The organism is Stenotrophomonas sp. STEN240 (genome assembly GCF_056756175.1).
Genome location: NZ_JBRRBO010000003.1, coordinates 137039 through 153498 on the forward strand (window position 1 = coordinate 137039; position 16460 = coordinate 153498).

Consider the following 16460-nt stretch of genomic DNA (forward strand, 5'->3'; position numbering starts at 1 on the left):
CCGCTCAGACGATGGGAGGTCGGAAGACGCGGGAAAGCCTGCCAGCCGGCAGAACCAGCGCCGGCAATGGCGTATCGGCCGCTACCGGCGGGTGCGCGCCGGCGAACAACAGCGCCGTCGCGGGGGGATAGATGGTGAACACGCACAGGCATTCACAGCCCACGCTGTCGGCGCAGCTGCACTCGTCGGCGTGGGTGGCCGAAGCCGTTGTTCCCGCATGCGCGTCGTGGCCGTCGCCAGCGGTTGGCCTGCGTTGGGCCAGAGCACGCGGGGCCGGGTCACAGCTGGCACTGGCGGCACGGGTGATACCGGCAACGCTCGGAATGCCTTCCGCGTGCAGCACCATGCGCGTGCTCGCCCACGCACCGAGCACGCCTTCGACGGCGAGCACCAGCATCAGCAGCAACGGCAGCCACACACGGTAGGACATGGAAATCCGAACAGCCTCGTTATTTGTATATACATACAATGAATAACGCGACCAGAGAAAGCTTGTCAACCGCCGCTGGTCACGCCGTGCTACGTCTGTGCTGGCATCCCCTGCCACCAAACTGCGCAAGCCTTGCGCCAGCGTCGCTCCCGGCGCACATCCGGCAATGCATGTGCGCTTCATCAAAACGTGGGGAACAACGACTATCCTGCGACGCAGCATAGCCAGCGCGCGCGCAGCCGCCTAGCCATTGAAGGTATGCCGGTGATGATTTTTTGTATCGACGCATGCAAGCTGGGCTAGCGATTTCATATGCAACTTTTTGCATCGGCATTGCGCTGCGGCTGCAGCACATCGCACCTACCCCATTCATCGCAACAGGATTGCCCCCATGAGTCTTCAAACCCTTGTTCAACAGCCCGGCGTCGCCGCACAGGTGCCGGCCGAAACCAACGGCTTCGTGTTCAACCACACCATGCTGCGGGTCAAGGACATCCGCGCCTCGCTGGATTTCTATACCCGCGTGCTGGGCTTCCAGCTGATCGACCAGCGTGATTTTGCCGAGGCGCAATTCAGCCTGTACTTCCTGGCGTACGTGCCGGCCGGCGTGCAGGTGCCGCAGGACGACGCCGAACGTCGCCTGTGGATGGCCGGCATCCCCGGCGTGCTCGAACTCACCCACAACCACGGCACCGAGAACCAGGACGGCCCGGTCTACCACGACGGCAACAGCGACCCGCGCGGTTTCGGCCACATCTGCGTCTCGGTGCCGGACATCGAAACCGCCTGCGCGCGCTTCGAGGCCTTGAACGTACCGTTCCAGAAGCGTCTGAGCGATGGCCGGATGAAGAGCCTGGCCTTCATCAAGGACCCGGATGGCTATTGGGTGGAGATTATTTCCAATACCGTGCGGCCATGAGCCAACGCTGCTCCGATCAGGAAGACGCCGGCATTGCCGGCGTTTTTCTTAAACGCTTCCTTGTGGGAGCGGCGTAAGCCGCGAAGCTGACATTGTTGAAACAAACGTTTTCTGCAAGGTTAGATGATGTACGTGCTCCGCGGCTTACGCCACTCCTACACCGGGCCCGGCATTCGCCTTGCCAACGCGAGATCGGAAGCGCGTGTCCCGTTCAATGCTGCCCAGCGCAGCTATCGAGCAGGATGGGCAGCTACGATCCCCGCTTGCTGCTGACCTTGGGTGACAACAGTAGACTCAGAAGTGAGTGTCGATCTTCATCGACCGCAGCCACAGGCTCATCAGCCCGGCGCGTCCGCGTACGCCGAACTTGCGGAAGATGGCCGACACATAGGAATGCGTCGTGGATACCGCCAAACCGAGTTGGTCGGCAATCTGCTTTTCAGTGGCATCGGTGAGCAGCAAGCGCAGCACCTTCTTTTCATGCGGCGCAAGGTTGGCCCTGGCCAGCAGCGCCTGGCTTGCGGAGGGATCGCTGCAGCGTAACACGGTGACGTCGCGCGCAATGCCAATGCGCAGCTGCTGCGCCTGCAGCCAGCGGGCCGACCACATCACCTGCACTGCGTTGCCGTGCTTGTGCTGGTAGCGGTTCTCGAAGCCGGTGCGCGCCTGGCAGGCCACCACGCTGCGCGCTTCACGCAGGGTGCGATCCTGTTCCTCCGGTAACAGCAGGTCCAGCATCGACACGCCGATCACCTCACCGGGAAGATACCCAAACACGTCTTCACACGCGGCACTGGCGTAGGCGATGCGATTGCCCGCATCGACCATGAACACCGCATCCGGCAGCCGGTCATAAGCCTCGTACCCTTCGCCCAGCATGTTCCCCACCATGACGTCCCCCGTATCCAATGCCGAGGCGCTGCCCCAGATCCCCCTCAACGCGCTTGCTGCAGCCGCCTGACGACACACCGGCCTGCCCTCTTCGCCAAGCTGAAAGCGAAACGCAAGATAAGTCTTACTGTCCGCACAGACAACAAAAACCCGGCACTTGGCCGGGCTGAGTCCTGTTCTGATGCTGGCAGCGCTTGTTGGCCAGGCGCCTCAGCGGCTGCCCGCCATCCCCGCCATCCCCGGCTGACCGTGCGCATCGCTGCAGCGTCTGCCGGCGCATTGCTCCCGGTCCAGGTTGCTGTTGCCCGCAGCAGCGGCGCCCTTGCCGTAGGAAATGCGCAGGCCAACGCTATTGCTGGATGAACCGCTGCTGCCTTGATCGCGACCGAACAGCAGCGACAGCAGCCAGCCAGTGCGGGTCTGCAGCTCCAGGCCCGCCCCCAGTGTCAGCATGTTGTCGGCATAACTCTGCAGGTCCAGCATGTAGCCATTGGCCGTGGGCTGCTGCACGTAGTTCATCCATGCCTGGCCACTGTTGGACAGGGACTGTCGGTATTCCAGCTTCCAGAACGGGCGCAGCTCAAGGCCTTCGCCCTGCCAGCGGTAACTGCCGTCAAAGCCCAGCGCCACCCCGCTGTTATTGAGCGTCTGCCCGGCGTAGGTCAGATCGTAGATGCCTACGCCGTGCTCACGATACCCATCAAGACGGTTGCGGCTGCCGTCAAAGCGACCGTAGCCGGACAGTGCATAACGCCCGTGCTGCTGCTGATAGCCAAAGGTCAACGCAGCGAAACTCTGGCTGCCCTCACGCTGGCCCAATGCCATGGCATTGGCAGGGTTGCTCCAGCGGACGATATCGAAGTCCAAGCGCCCCTGCGCGACTATGCCATCAACAAATAGACGCTCGCCGGCACGCCACAAGGCGTACATCGCCAACGAGTACTGGTCTGCGTCCATTCGCGATACCGACGCATCAAAACGTGTGCGATTGCGGCCCAGGCTGGCAGCCATGCCGAGCAGACCGCTATCGCCGACGCTGCGGTCCAGCCCCAGGCTGATGCCATCGGTGTTGAAGTCAAAGCTTCCATTACGCGGGCCACTATTACCGAAGGTGGCGGTACCCGACATCCAACCACCCCAGCCACTTGGCATCGCATTGAAGCGATTGACCGACATCTGCAGTGGCAACGACATCCCCTGCCCGAGCTGATCTCCGGCATAGGCCAGGGTCAACGCAACCGACGAGGAATTGCCACCCGCCCGCACCTGCTGCAGGCGCGATTGGATATTGCCCAGCTGCACCCGCGCAAAACGCACACTGGCATCCACCTGCGCCTGCAGACTGCCACGTACCTCCGCGTCGGTAGTGGGGTCGGGACGGCCGTTGACCGTCAAGGTCAGGGCAACCTCGCCAGCGGCATAGCTGCCATCAGCAGCCTGGCGTGCCAGCAAGGTGGTGCTGCCAGGCCCCACCAAGGTCACCGTGCGTCCGTTGACGGTTGCCACCGTCGTATCGCTGCTGCTGAAGGCGAACGCGCCAAGGCTATTGCTGACCGGGTCGCTCAGATCGAAAGCCGGCTCGCCATGGGTTCTGCTCATTGCATTGCCCCATTGCAGGGAAGGCGTGGCCAATCCAATCAGCAGTTCGAACCGCTGCTGCTGCGCCGCGCTGTAAAGCGCGTCGCCCGGCTGGTCGGCTCGGAGCACACAGTTACCCGCAGCCAACATCATCACCCGGTCGCCGCTCACCGAACAGATCGCCGGCGTCGCGCTGGCAAACACCACCGCGCTGCTGGAGTTGCCACCGTTGGCCACTACCGTGAAGCTGGCGCCCTCGGCATACACCGGCGCAATTGGATCGGTACTGAAACCGGTGATTTCCTGTGCAAGTGGGTCGACCCGCAACGTGATCAACTGCACACCGTTGAAACCGTTGGCGTCGGTCACCTGGACGCTGAAACCATAATCCCCGGCTGCCTCGACGCGGCCGCTGATCTCACCATCTGCACTGATTTCCAGGCCCGGTGGCAACTGCCCACCGACCAGTTCGAAACGATAGGGCGCGGCACCGCCGGCAGGCTGCAGCACGTAGTGATACGTCTGCCCGCCTGTTATCGGCGGCAGACCGCCAATGTCCAGCGTCACGTCGGCGGCTGCCACCGCCAGGGTATATGGCCGTGTTGCCGAGAACGGACCCAGACCGGTACTCGCATCCGTGACGGTGACGCTGAAGTTGAAGCTACCGGCCTGCTTTGGGGTGCCCTGCAGCTTTCCATCCACGCCCAGACTCAGCCCGTCCGGCAGCTTGCCACCCGCTGCCAGTTCATAGCGGTAGGGCGCACTGCCACCGCTGGCGCTGAACACCTGCGCATAGGCACTGCTGCCCCGTGCCGCAGGCAGGCTCGCGGTATCAATCCGCAGCGTCGGTGCGTCGATGGTGATGTTCACCGCCGCTGCCGCTGACACACCGTAGAGATCAACCGCCGCATAGCTGAGCTGATCGCTACCGGCATAGCCTGCATCGGGCTGATAGTCGATACCCATGCCACTGACCACGGCAGTCCCATGCGCTGGTGGTGAAACGATGCGTACCTCGCTTGCCGCCCCGCTGATGGTGAGCGCGATGGGCGTCACCGGCGCCCCATAGGGCACCGCGACGGCAACCGCAGCGACCGACACCGCTGGCGTCGTGCTGATCGCATTGGAGCTGCTGGAGGGCATGCTGGCACCGGCACTATTGCTGGCGGTGACCGTAAAGGTATATGTGGTGCCCGGACTCAAACCGGTAACACTGAGCGGGGATGCCGTGCCTACGAAGCGGGCGCCGGGCACTGCTGGCGATGGAATGACCTCATAGTCCACCGTTGCCGTACCACCATTGAATTGCGGCGTGAAACCCACACTGGCACTGTTGGGAGGCAGCAACTTCGCCACGGGATGAAGCGGTACCGATGGACTGACCGCAACCACCTCTATCCGCTTCGAAAGATCCGCTGCCGCCAGCCAGGTCGCATCGCCTGCTTGGCGGATGATCAGATCGCAGTTCCCCGCCACCTCGAGCAATATGTGTTGATCTGCATCAACGGTGCACACGGCAGGCGTGGTCGATTCAATTGATACGGGCAACGCCGAGGTTGCCACGAAGTAGTAACTACCAACATGCCCGGTGCCTGCGGCATGACGATTGCCCAAGGTGTCGGTGATGGACTGCGGTCGCTTGGGCGTGGTGACCGCCGCAGACAGGGCCGAAGGCGCGCCGGTCCCCACCGAATTGATCGCTGCCACGGTGAATGCATAGCGCGTATTGGCGAGCAGGCCGGTAAGCAGTGCTGGCGAAGCAGCAACCCGCGTGGTGATACTGCCCGGCATCCTGGTAACCAGATAGCCCGTCACCGTGGCACCACCATTGGATGCCGGTGCAGTGAAATCAAGCTGCACGCCGTCCCACGTCATGGCCAGCGCAGCTCCGATGACGGGCGCGCCCGGCATACCGGCCTGCAGCGGAATCTGCGCGGTCACCGCTTCCGCCGCTTGCCACTGGGCATCACCGGGCTGGTTGAAGGTCACCTCGCAGTACGGCCCCAATGCGGTGATGACCAGTGTTCCATCTGCTTTTGCGGTGCACGCTGCAGGTGTTTGCACGGTGAGCACCAATGGCAGGCCCGAGCTGGCCCGGGCAAGTGTGGACACCTGCAGGACGTCGCCCACGCGCACCACACCGCCACGCGGCAGCAGCTCGATACTCTGCTGATGTTTGGTACTGACCGGCGCAGACGCGGCCGATGCGGCGCCCACACCCACCTCGTTGATCGCCGCAACCTGGAAGGTATAGGTGCTGGCAGGGCTGAGCCCGCTGACAGCAATCGGCGCGCTGGTGCCCGTGAACGGACTGCCGGATACCGCGGGCATCACCATCACCTGGTATCGACTGATGGCCGCGCCGCCATCGTCTACGGGCGGTGTGAATCCCACCGTGACACTGCTCAGCGAGGTCACCGTGACCGCCCCGATCGTCGGCGCGCCAGGCAGACGCGGCACTGCCACCGTGTGGATTCCGGCTTTGCTGAAGGCGGCCACCGGGTTTCCTGCCTTGTCGACGATGTGATCACCGCCTTCAACACGCAGGCCAAGCGTGCCGTTGCCATACAGGCCGAAGACGGTGACATTCACCGCATTGCCGCTGGAGACGGAGGCACCGATACTGGTGAAGCCCACCGAGCCACTCGATAGCGGCATGAAATCGCCGCTGTCGATGTCATGCACCATTTCACCAAAAGCAACGGCAAACGTAACCGCGGTCGCGCCCGCAGCGGGTGTTCCGATCACGTTGATCGCAGTCACCAGCGGTGCAATTGCGTCCACACTCACCTTGTCGTTGCTGGTGGCGGAGCGGCTATTGCCCGCATCATCAACAACCGTGGCCACCACCCCTGCACTGGTGGTATCAATGGCTTTGGCGACGATGACATACGCTGCCGTCCACTTGCCGGCAGCGTTGTTGGCCGCCACCTTGCCACCCCCAAAAGCGCTGAAATCAAGCCGGACGGAGGCGATGGTGTCGAGGTTGTTGTCGCCGCCTGCGCCGCCATCCCAACGCGCGGTAACCGTGTCGCCGATCCGGTAAGCACCGCCCGTGCCACTACCACCAGCCAGGGTGATCCGCGCGCCGCTCACTACCGGCAAGACGGCGTCCACCACCACATCATTGCTTCCCCAGGCGCCTGCGCTACCTGCACTGCTGCTGGCAACAACACGCACATTGCGGTCGGCCGCGTCGATGTTCCCCTCGACGAGGGTATAGCTTGCACTCCACACATCCGCGATATTGGTCGCAGGCACTGCCGCGCCACCGCCGAACTCACTGAAATCGACGCTGACCCCGCTGACTCCGGCATTGCCACCGCGACTGCTCGTATTGTCCCAGCTTGCACGGACTACATCGCCAATCCGATAACTTCCCCTGGTACCTGTTGCCCCGGACAGGCTGATATCAGCGGCCTTCACTACCGGCACCACTCCCGGCGCCACACAGGTGACGGTCACATCGATGGATTGGCCATCTACCAGCCGTCGCGCGGAAGAAAAGGTGATCGGCGCGGTGCTGCAGCCCATTGCCTGTGCTGCTTCACCATGGTTGAAGCCCACAGTGAACCAACCTGCGGTAGTTCCAAGGTCCACCGTTGCATTGCTCACATTCGCCGGCAGGTTCAGCCTGGCGTTGTTGTCGTTGGCCACCTCGTCGTAATAGCCGTCGGTGTGTTCGACGTCCGAGCGGAAGAACATCAGATGGCCAACACCGGGATTATTGTTTGCCAGGTACGCCGAGTGGGTCTGGTAGGTGACGCGCGCGGTAATGGCAGCCGTCGCCGACGCTGTCGTCAGCGCCATGATCAGCATCACCCAGGCGATACGTGCAAGAAAACCGGGAGCGGACATGGATTGCACCTTGTGAGAGCGGGGAGCAGCGGCCCGCTGCTGCGCGAAGCCGCGCAGCCAGACCATGACGCTGGCAGGAAAGGACACACCAAGGCACAACGCCAGCAAGCCCCGCGTCGCGTCTGTAATTGATAGGAACCACGCTGTTTGCCGCCGGTGGCAAGCCCCCCCCGGAACCACTGTTAGGCGCACTATCCCGAATGGCACCAAACCAGCCCCCAGTGCAGCGCCGTTACCGATCAGGCGCGCTGGCCGGATGATGCATAAGGTCAGCAGCGCAGGGCGCAATGCTATTCAACGCCGGGCCGCACCCCAATCCTGCTATTTAGCAGGGTAGACAGGCCGCCCCACCCCAGCTGCCGGATTTCCCACGCGGTATCGGCAGGACCCCTTCGGCCGCAGCAGAACCTGCATTGCGCTCGATATAGCTGCCATATCGTGCAATGGCACATGATCGCGCTCAGCCAGGCAGTCGCGCGTGGGCTTTGTGCAAGGCGGCGATGCAGGCCTTCCGGAAAAAGAAAAGCCCGGCTCAAGGCCGGGCTTCGCAGCAACGTCGGGGAGAGAGGACCGGGCTGCTGTTGGTGATTATCCGCAGCCTCGGTTACACCCCTGTGACAGATATCACTCCACTGTCACGCTCTTGGCCAGGTTGCGCGGCTTGTCCACGTCGGTGCCGCGTGCCAGGGCGGTGTGGTAGGCCAGCATCTGCACCGGGATGGTGTGCACGATGGGGCTGAGCACGCCGGCATGACGCGGCGTGCGGATCACATGCACGCCGTCGGAGGCGTTGAAGTTGCTGTCCTGGTCGGTGAACACGAACAGTTCGCCACCACGTGCACGCACTTCCTGCATGTTGGATTTCACCTTCTCCAGCAGGCTGTCGTTGGGGGCGATGACCACCACCGGCATTTCCGCATCCACCAGCGCCAACGGGCCGTGCTTGAGCTCGCCGGCAGGGTAGGCCTCGGCGTGGATATAGGAGATTTCCTTGAGCTTGAGCGCGCCTTCCAGCGCGATCGGGTAATGCAGGCCACGACCGAGGAACAGCGCGTTGGACTTGCCGGCGAAACGTTCGGCCCAAGCGGCAATCTGCGGCTCCAGGTTCAGCGCATGCTGCACGCTGCCCGGCAGATGCCGCAGCTGCTCCAGATAACCACTCTCCTGCTCGGCATCGACCTTGCCATGCAGCTTGCCCAGCACCACGGTCAGCTGGAACAGCGCGGCCAGCTGGGTGGTGAATGCCTTGGTCGAGGCGACACCGATCTCGGCGCCGGCACGGGTGTAGCAGACCAGCTCGCTTGCACGCGGGATCGCGCTTTCCGGCACGTTGCAGATCGACAGCGTGTGCGTGTGACCAAGCGACTTGGCGTACTTGAGTGCCTCCATCGTGTCCAGCGTTTCGCCGGACTGGGAGATGGTGACGATCAGGTGCTTGGGATTGGCATAGGCGGCGCGGTAGCGGTATTCGCTGGCGATTTCCACGCTGCACGGCAGGCCAGCGATGGCCTCGATCCAGTAGCGCGCGGTCAGGCCAGCGTAGTAGCTGGTGCCGCAGGCCAGGATCTGCACACCTTCGATGTCCTTGAACACCGCTTCGGCGTTCTGGCCGAACAGCGTTGCCGGGAAACCACCGGCGTCAATCGCCGCTTCAATGGTGTCAGCCAGTGCACGTGGCTGCTCGTGGATTTCCTTCTGCATGAAGTGGCGGTACGGCCCCAGCTCCAACGAAGCCAGGGACACGTCCGACATGCGCTGTTCGCGCTGCGCCGGGGCGTTGTCGGCATCAAATACACGCACGCCGTGGCGGGTCAGCTCGGCGGTGTCGCCTTCTTCCAGGAACATCACCCGACGGGTGGCCTGCAGAATCGCCGACACGTCCGAGGCAACGAAGTTCTCACCCTCGCCCAGACCGACCAGCAGCGGGCAGCCCATGCGTGCCACCACCATGCGTTCGGGCTCGTTCTCGCTGATCACCGCCAGCGCGTAGGCGCCGGTCAATTCCTTGACCGTGCGCTGCAGGGCACTGAGCAGATCGTCGTGATCGGCCTTGAGATGATGATGGATCAGGTGCGCGATCACCTCGGTATCGGTCTGCGACTCGAACACATAGCCCAGCGCAAGCAGCCTCTCGCGCTGCTCTTCATGGTTCTCGATGATGCCGTTGTGCACCAGCGCCACGCCCTGACTGATATGCGGGTGGGCATTGGATTCGGTGACACCGCCATGGGTGGCCCAGCGGGTGTGGCCGATGCCAAGCACCGAATGGAACTGCTCGGCGATGGCCGCGCCTTCCATTTCAGCGACGCGGCCGGTGCGGCGTACGCGTCGGATGTGCTCGCCATCCAGCACTGCAATGCCGGAGGAATCGTAACCGCGATATTCCAGCCGCTTGAGCCCTTCAATCAGTACTGGAACCACATCGCGATCCGCGATCGCTCCCACAATCCCGCACATAGCCTATCCATTCGTGTTTACGAGCAGACATTCTAAGTCAGCTGGATCAGACAACCAGCGGACATGCCGGGACATCGGCGCCCGGACACTGTCCGCGAAAGCGTCCGCGGACACCCGGACACTCACCTTTCTGAATACTTTCCAAACAATTTCAACAAGTTGGAGTTGGCACGCGACCTGCTTAATAGATACCAACCCCAGCAGCGAAGCCGACGATGATCCGCGACACCTCCGCCCAGGACCAGGTAAGTACTCAGCGCCCGCAACCCGTCTGGCGTCGTTATATGTGGCCTGCGGTCGCCACCGTGGTGGTGGTGGCCGGCATCGGCTACGTCATCAGCAACTGGCTCGGCGCCAGCCGCTCGTTCGATGGTGACCGCCTGCGCGTGGCCGAGGTCAGCCGCGGCAACCTGGTGCGCGACATCGCCGCCGATGGCCGCGTCATCGCCGCCAACAGCCCGGTGCTGTATGCCATCTCCTCCGGCACGGTGACCCTCAAGGTCGTTGCAGGTGACGTGGTCAAGCAGGGCCAGGAGCTGGCGGTGATCGACAGCCCGGAACTGCGTAGCAAGCTGGCCCAGGAGCAGGCAACACTGGCCGGCCTGGAAGCCGAGGCCGGCCGCGCCGCGCTGGACGCCACCCTGGCGCGCGCCACCGGCGCCAAGATGTCGGACCAGGCTGGGCTGGTAAAGGTCGCCGCACAGCGCGACCTGCAACGCTACCAGCGCGGCTACGATGGCGGCGCGGTGCCGCAGGTGGATCTGGCCAAGGCCCAGGACGAACTGAAGAAAGCCGACATCGAACTGCAGCACGCCCATCAGGACGCCAGCCTGCAGAGCCAGGGCGCAAGCCTGGACGCCCGCAACAAGCGCCTGATGGCGGACCGCCAGGAAGCCGTGGTGGCCGAGGTAAAGCGCCAGGTCGATGCACTGACCCTGCGCGCGCCGTTCGACGGTCAGGTCGGCCAGGTACAGGCCACCCAGCACACCCAGGTCGCTACCAATGCACCGATCCTGGGCGTGGTTGATCTGTCGCGCTTCGAGATTGAAATCAAGGTGCCTGAGAGCTTTGCCCGTGATCTGGCCATCGGCATGCCGGCCCAGCTCACCAGTGGTTCGGGCCAGCCGTTCCCGGGCGAGATCGCGGCGGTGTCGCCGGAAGTGGTGAACGGCGAAGTTGTCGCCCGCCTGCGCTTCTCCGACAAGCAGCCGCCCGGCCTGCGCCAGAGCCAGCGCATGAGCGCGCGCATCCTGCTGGATACCCGCAACAACGTGCTGAAGGTCGAGCGCGGTCCGTTCGTCGAACAGTCCGGTGGCCGCTACGCCTATGTGGTCAGCGGCGGCACTGCGGTGCGTCGCCCGATCCAGACCGGCGTCAGCAGCCTGGGCGAAGTTGAAATCGTCTCCGGCCTGCAGCCGGGCGACAAGATCGTTGTCTCCGGTGCCGATCTGTTCGGCGACATCGAGCGCGTATCGATCAATTGATTGTGGCCGGGATTGGGGAGTTGGGTTTCGGGATTGGAAACAGCAGCAGTCGTCGGGGTTGTCGTGAGCCCTGCCGCCGGCACTGGAACCTTCGAACACAGCCCCCCATCGCCGGCCCTGGCATCACCCATTCAAACGCAGTCCAAGAACCCCGTTCCCGCTCCACCTTCCACATTCCCCGTCGCTGAAAGGAATACCCATGCTCCAGATGCAATCCGTCTCCAAGGTCTTCCGTACCGAACAGGTTGAAACCCATGCGCTGCGTTCGCTGGACCTGCATGTGCGCGAAGGCGAGTTCGTCGCGGTCACCGGCCCGTCGGGCTCGGGCAAGACCACCTTCCTCAACATTGCCGGCCTGCTGGAAACCTTCACCAGCGGCCAGTACCTGCTCGATGGCCAGGACGTCAGCCACCTCGGCGATGACGCCCGTTCGCGCCTGCGCAACCAGAAGATCGGCTTCATCTTCCAGGGCTTCAACCTGATCCCCGACCTCAACCTGTTCGACAACGTCGACGTGCCGCTGCGCTACCGTGGCATGCCCTCGGCCGAGCGCAAGCAGCGCATCGAGAAGGCACTGGCCGATGTCGGCCTGGGCTCGCGCATGAAGCACTACCCGGCCGAACTGTCCGGCGGTCAGCAGCAGCGTGCTGCCATCGCCCGCGCCCTGGCCGGCAGCCCGCGTCTGTTGCTGGCCGACGAACCGACCGGCAACCTCGATACGCAGATGGCACGCGGCGTGATGGAGCTGCTGGAAGAAATCAACAGCCAGGGCACCACCATCGTCATGGTGACCCATGATCCGGAACTGGCCGCCCGCGCCCAGCGCAACGTGCATATCGTCGATGGCCAGGCCACCGATCTGATCCGCGAGCCGGTGCTGGCACACGCCGCCCGCATCGCCGCTGTTGCCGACAACCAGGGCTGAGCCACCCATGTCGCTGTTCGCCTATCACTTCCGCCAAGGCCTGCGCAGTCTGCGCCGCACCCCCGTGCTGACCGCACTGATGGTGCTGTCCATTGCAATGGGCATTGGTGCGTCGATGACTACGCTGACAGTGACGCACCTGCTCTCGGGCGATCCCCTGCCCGGGCGCAGCGCGCAGATCTACTACCCGCAGGTGGATGCATCCCCGCGCGGTGAACGCGCCAGCCGTGAACCGCTGGACGTGCTCGACTACACCTCGGCGACGGACCTGTGGCGTGACGGTCCGGCCGATCGCAAGGCTTTGGTGGTGGACAGCACCATCAAGTTGTCCGCTCCCGGTAGCCAAGTGCCGGCGATGATGACCACGATGCTGTCCACCACCGCCGATTTTTTCCCGATGTTCCAGGCCCCTATGGCCTTCGGTGCCGGCTGGTCGGCCGAGGATGATCAGCGCCGCGCCCGCGTGGCGGTTATTTCCTCGGAATTGAACCAGCGCCTGTTCGGCGGCAAGGACAGCACCGGCAAGATGCTGCGCATCCGCGACAGCGAAGTACGCATCATCGGCGTGCTCAAGCCGTGGCGCCCCTCGCCGCTGTTCTACACCGTGGCCGGCGGCCGCTTTGCACAGGGCGATACCGCCGACTATTACGGCCCGGTCGAAGAGGTGATGGTGCCCTTCTTCAGCGGCCTGCAGATCAACGCCGGCAACTTCCAGCAGTTCACCTGCAACAAGCTACCGGAGAACCCGGGCCATCTGGAGAACACCGACTGCGCGTGGCTGCAGTTGTGGGTCCAGCTGGACAGCCCGGCCAAGGTCGCTGCCTACCAGCAGCACCTGCAGGCCTATGTACAGCAGCAACAGCAGCTGGGCCGTATCAGCCAGCCGGAACTGGCGCGGCTGCGCAGCCTGATGGAATGGATGGACTACAACGGCGTGGTGCCGCGTGATGTGAAGCTGCAGGCATGGGTGGCCATCGCCTTCCTGGTGATCTGCCTGTTCAACACCGTCGGCCTGTTGCTGGCCAAGTTCCTGCGCCGCACCGGTGAGATCGGCGTACTGCGTGCACTGGGTGCGACCCGCGCGATGGTGTTCCAGCAATGCCTGATCGAGGCCGCCTTGATTGGTGTTGGCGGCGCGGTGCTGGGCCTGCTGTTCACCCTGATCGGGCTGTGGAGCATCCGCCAGCAGCCGCTGGCCTACGCCGACATGGTGCAGCTGGACATGACGATGCTGCTGCTCACCTTCGCCACCGCCGTGGCGACCACCGTCATCGCTGGACTGCTGCCGGCGCTGCGCGCCGCCCGCATCGACCCGGCCCTGCAGATCAAGGCCCTGTAAGCCATGACCCTGGACATCAAACCCATCCTCGTCACCCTGTCGCGGCATCGCATCGCCGCCAGCCTGATCGTGCTGGAAATCGCGCTGGCCTGTGCGGTGCTGTGCAATGCGCTGTTCCTGGCCGCCTCGCGGATGGAGCTGATCGGCATGAACAGCGGCGTCGACGAAGCCGCCATCGCCACCCTCACCCTCAACGACTGCGAGTCCTGCACTGCGGTGGACCTCAACAGCCGTTGGCTGCAGCAGCTGCGCAGCCAGGCCGGTGTACAGGCGGTCGGCGTGGCCAATGCCGTGCCGTTCGGCCAGCGCGCCGCTGTCGCCGGCATTACCCTGGACGCCGAGGGCAAACATCACGGCGGCGTGCCGCACTTCTACACGATGGACGCCGGTGCCATCGATGCCCTGCAGTTGAAGCCGGTGCAAGGCCGCATGTTCAACGACAGCGACTATCAGCCGATCAGCAACTTCCTGCCGGAACAGGCACAGGTATGGATCACCCGTGCGTTCGCCGAGCACCTGTGGCCGGACCAGGACGCACTCGGCAAGCAGTTCTGGATGGGCGACTACCGCTATACCGTGGCCGGTGTGCTGGCGCATTTCTCACGCCCGGATCCGGGCCGCAGCGAGAACGGAGTGGCCGGCATGGAATGGTCGGTGATCGTACCGGTCACCACCGATGCGCAGGCCGGTACCTATGTGCTGCGGGCGAACCCGCGCGATCTGCCGCGCATCGTCAACGATGCGGTTTCCGCAGCGCCCAAGGTCACCCCTGAAGCAATCATCTCGGCCGACTACAGCATGCCGTTGCAGCAGCTGCGTGAAAGCTATTTCCGCCAGGACCGCAGCATGACCCGGCTGTTGCTCGGCATCTGCCTGGTGATGCTGCTGGTCACCGCGCTGGGCATCATCGGCCTGGCCAGCTTCTGGGTGCAGCAGCGCACCAAACAGATCGGCGTGCGCCGCGCACTGGGCGCAACCCGCCGCCAGATCATCAGCTACTTCCAGACCGAAAACCTGCTGTTGACCAGCGCCGGCATCGCGCTTGGCATGCTGCTGGCCTACGCCGGCAACCAGCTGTTGATGCGTTATTTCGAAATCCCCCGGCTGCCGCTGTATTACCTGCCGCTGGGTGCCGTACTGCTGTGGTTGCTGGGCCAGGCTGCCGTCATCGGCCCTGCCCTGCGCGCTGCGTCCATTCCACCCATCGTCGCCACCCGCAGCGCCTGAGCTGCCAAGGATCGTCCATGTTCAGTTACTACTTCAAACTTGCGCTGCGCAGCTTCGGCCGCAACAAGATCCTGACCGCACTGATGGTATTGGCCATCGCGCTCGGCATCGGTGCTGCGATGACCACCTTGACGGTGTTCAAGGTGCTTTCCGGCGACCCGATTCCGCAAAAGAGCGACCGCTTGTTCTATGTGCAGCTGGACCCCGGCATGCGCGAAGGCTACAAGGCCGGTGAGGAGCCGGAGATGCAGCTGACCCGCTTCGATGCGGAGACCCTGCTGAGCCAGAAAAAGGCGCCGCGCCAGGCGCTGATGACCGGCGGTGGCGGCATCGTTGATCCGCGCGTGGATGCACTCAAGCCTTTCAGCATCAGCATGCGCTACACCTCGGCTGACTTCTTCCCGATGTTCGATACGCCGTTCGCGTTCGGCCAGGGCTGGAGCGGCGATGAAGACCAGGGCCGCAGCCGCGTTGCGGTGATCAGCAAGACCCTCAATGACAAGTTGTTCAAAGGTGCGAACAGCGTCGGCAAGGAAGTGCTGGTGGAAGGCCACGCGTTGCGCATTGTCGGCGTTCTCAAGGACTGGAAGCCTGCGCCCAAGTTCTATGACCTGTACTCCGGCAAATTCGATTCCGAAGAAGACGTGTTCGTGCCCTTCAGCACCTCACTGGAACTCAAGCTGGACCGCAACGGCAGCATGAACTGCTTTGGCCGCGAGATCGTCAACGATGCGATGGCCTTGAATGTGCCCTGCGCCTGGGTCCAGTACTGGGTGGAGTTGAATTCGCCGGGCGATGCGAAAAGCTTCAAGGGCTACCTGGACAACTACTCCGAGAATCAGCGCGCTGCCGGTCGTTTCGAGCGCCCGGCCAATACCCGCGTGCGCAATGTCATGGAGCTGATGGAATACCGCAACGCCGTGCCGGGCGACGTGCGCCTGCAGATGTGGCTGGCCTTCGGCTTCCTGCTGGTGTGCCTGGTCAACACTGTCGGCCTGCTGCTGGCCAAGTTCCTGCGTCGCAGTGGTGAGATCGGTGTGCGCCGTGCCTTGGGTGCCAGCCGCGCCGAGATCTTCAAGCAGTGCCTGATCGAGGCCGGCACGATTGGCCTGGCCGGTGGCCTGCTCGGCTTGGTATTTGCCCTGTTCGGATTGTGGGCGGTGCGCCAGCGTCCGGCCGAGTACGCATCGCTTGCCCATCTGGACGGATCGATGCTGCTGTTCACCTTCGCCCTGGCGGTGCTCGCCAGCATGCTCGCCGGCATCCTGCCCGCCTGGCGTGCCATGCAGGTAGCACCGGCACTGCAGCTCAAGAGTCAGTAACGCCATTAGCCCCTCCCTTGCGCAACGCGC

Annotated in this window: 10 protein-coding genes; 6 read left to right on the forward strand and 4 right to left on the reverse strand. The window is 63.7% G+C overall.

Annotated features, from left to right (window positions below; translation table 11 throughout):
• Positions 1-4 precede the first annotated feature (4 nt).
• Positions 5-430 carry a CopL family metal-binding regulatory protein gene (locus ACVOKO_RS02520; RefSeq protein ID WP_346496947.1) on the reverse strand — a complete coding sequence of 142 codons (426 nt, stop codon included), beginning with the start codon at positions 428-430 and terminating at the stop codon, positions 5-7.
• A 391-nt stretch (positions 431-821) separates the two neighbouring features.
• Between ACVOKO_RS02520 and gloA the strand changes: the two genes are divergently transcribed.
• Positions 822-1349: a lactoylglutathione lyase gene (gene gloA / locus ACVOKO_RS02525; protein WP_346496949.1), complete on the forward strand. Its 528-nt coding sequence runs from the start codon at positions 822-824 to the stop codon at positions 1347-1349.
• A gap of 294 nt (positions 1350-1643) precedes the next feature.
• On the opposite strand, the gene ACVOKO_RS02530 is transcribed toward gloA, so the two are convergent.
• The 3 genes from ACVOKO_RS02530 to glmS all read right to left on the reverse strand — a co-directional run bounded on the left by ACVOKO_RS02530 (position 1644) and on the right by glmS (position 10133).
• Complete coding sequence (locus ACVOKO_RS02530) at positions 1644-2240, reverse strand: PAS domain S-box protein (RefSeq protein ID WP_346496951.1); 597 nt, start codon at positions 2238-2240, stop codon at positions 1644-1646.
• A gap of 210 nt (positions 2241-2450) precedes the next feature.
• A complete protein-coding gene (locus ACVOKO_RS02535; RefSeq protein WP_346496953.1) occupies positions 2451-7676 on the reverse strand; it encodes an autotransporter domain-containing protein in 5226 nt (1741 codons plus the stop codon).
• A 624-nt stretch (positions 7677-8300) separates the two neighbouring features.
• Complete coding sequence (gene glmS / locus ACVOKO_RS02540) at positions 8301-10133, reverse strand: glutamine--fructose-6-phosphate transaminase (isomerizing) (RefSeq protein WP_346496955.1); 1833 nt, start codon at positions 10131-10133, stop codon at positions 8301-8303.
• 215 nt (positions 10134-10348) lie between these two features.
• Between glmS and ACVOKO_RS02545 the strand changes: the two genes are divergently transcribed.
• From ACVOKO_RS02545 to ACVOKO_RS02565, 5 genes are all read left to right on the forward strand, one after another.
• The gene (locus tag ACVOKO_RS02545) at positions 10349-11617 is read left to right on the forward strand and encodes an efflux RND transporter periplasmic adaptor subunit (RefSeq protein ID WP_346496957.1); all 1269 of its coding nucleotides are present in this window, start codon (positions 10349-10351) and stop codon (positions 11615-11617) included.
• A gap of 199 nt (positions 11618-11816) precedes the next feature.
• Positions 11817-12542, forward strand: a complete 726-nt coding sequence (locus tag ACVOKO_RS02550) for an ABC transporter ATP-binding protein (RefSeq protein ID WP_346496959.1) — start codon at positions 11817-11819, stop codon at positions 12540-12542.
• Between the two features lie 13 nt (positions 12543-12555).
• Entirely contained in the window at positions 12556-13881 is a 1326-nt protein-coding gene (locus tag ACVOKO_RS02555; RefSeq protein WP_430980699.1) for an ABC transporter permease, read from the forward strand.
• A gap of 3 nt (positions 13882-13884) precedes the next feature.
• A complete protein-coding gene (locus ACVOKO_RS02560) occupies positions 13885-15108 on the forward strand; it encodes an ABC transporter permease (RefSeq protein WP_346496963.1) in 1224 nt (407 codons plus the stop codon).
• A 17-nt stretch (positions 15109-15125) separates the two neighbouring features.
• Positions 15126-16430 carry an ABC transporter permease gene (locus ACVOKO_RS02565; RefSeq protein WP_346496965.1) on the forward strand — a complete coding sequence of 435 codons (1305 nt, stop codon included), beginning with the start codon at positions 15126-15128 and terminating at the stop codon, positions 16428-16430.
• Positions 16431-16460 lie beyond the last annotated feature (30 nt).

What these genes read in the sequence shown, in the direction of transcription:
- ACVOKO_RS02520 (WP_346496947.1), bottom strand. Translation starts at nt 430, where the DNA reads ATGTCCTACCGTGTGTGGCTGCCGTTGCTGCTGATGCTGGTGCTCGCC.
- gloA (WP_346496949.1), top strand. Translation starts at nt 822, where the DNA reads ATGAGTCTTCAAACCCTTGTTCAACAGCCCGGCGTCGCCGCACAGGTG.
- ACVOKO_RS02530 (WP_346496951.1), bottom strand. Translation starts at nt 2,240, where the DNA reads ATGGTGGGGAACATGCTGGGCGAAGGGTACGAGGCTTATGACCGGCTG.
- ACVOKO_RS02535 (WP_346496953.1), bottom strand. Translation starts at nt 7,676, where the DNA reads ATGTCCGCTCCCGGTTTTCTTGCACGTATCGCCTGGGTGATGCTGATC.
- glmS (WP_346496955.1), bottom strand. Translation starts at nt 10,133, where the DNA reads ATGTGCGGGATTGTGGGAGCGATCGCGGATCGCGATGTGGTTCCAGTA.
- ACVOKO_RS02545 (WP_346496957.1), top strand. Translation starts at nt 10,349, where the DNA reads ATGATCCGCGACACCTCCGCCCAGGACCAGGTAAGTACTCAGCGCCCG.
- ACVOKO_RS02550 (WP_346496959.1), top strand. Translation starts at nt 11,817, where the DNA reads ATGCTCCAGATGCAATCCGTCTCCAAGGTCTTCCGTACCGAACAGGTT.
- ACVOKO_RS02560 (WP_346496963.1), top strand. Translation starts at nt 13,885, where the DNA reads ATGACCCTGGACATCAAACCCATCCTCGTCACCCTGTCGCGGCATCGC.
- ACVOKO_RS02565 (WP_346496965.1), top strand. Translation starts at nt 15,126, where the DNA reads ATGTTCAGTTACTACTTCAAACTTGCGCTGCGCAGCTTCGGCCGCAAC.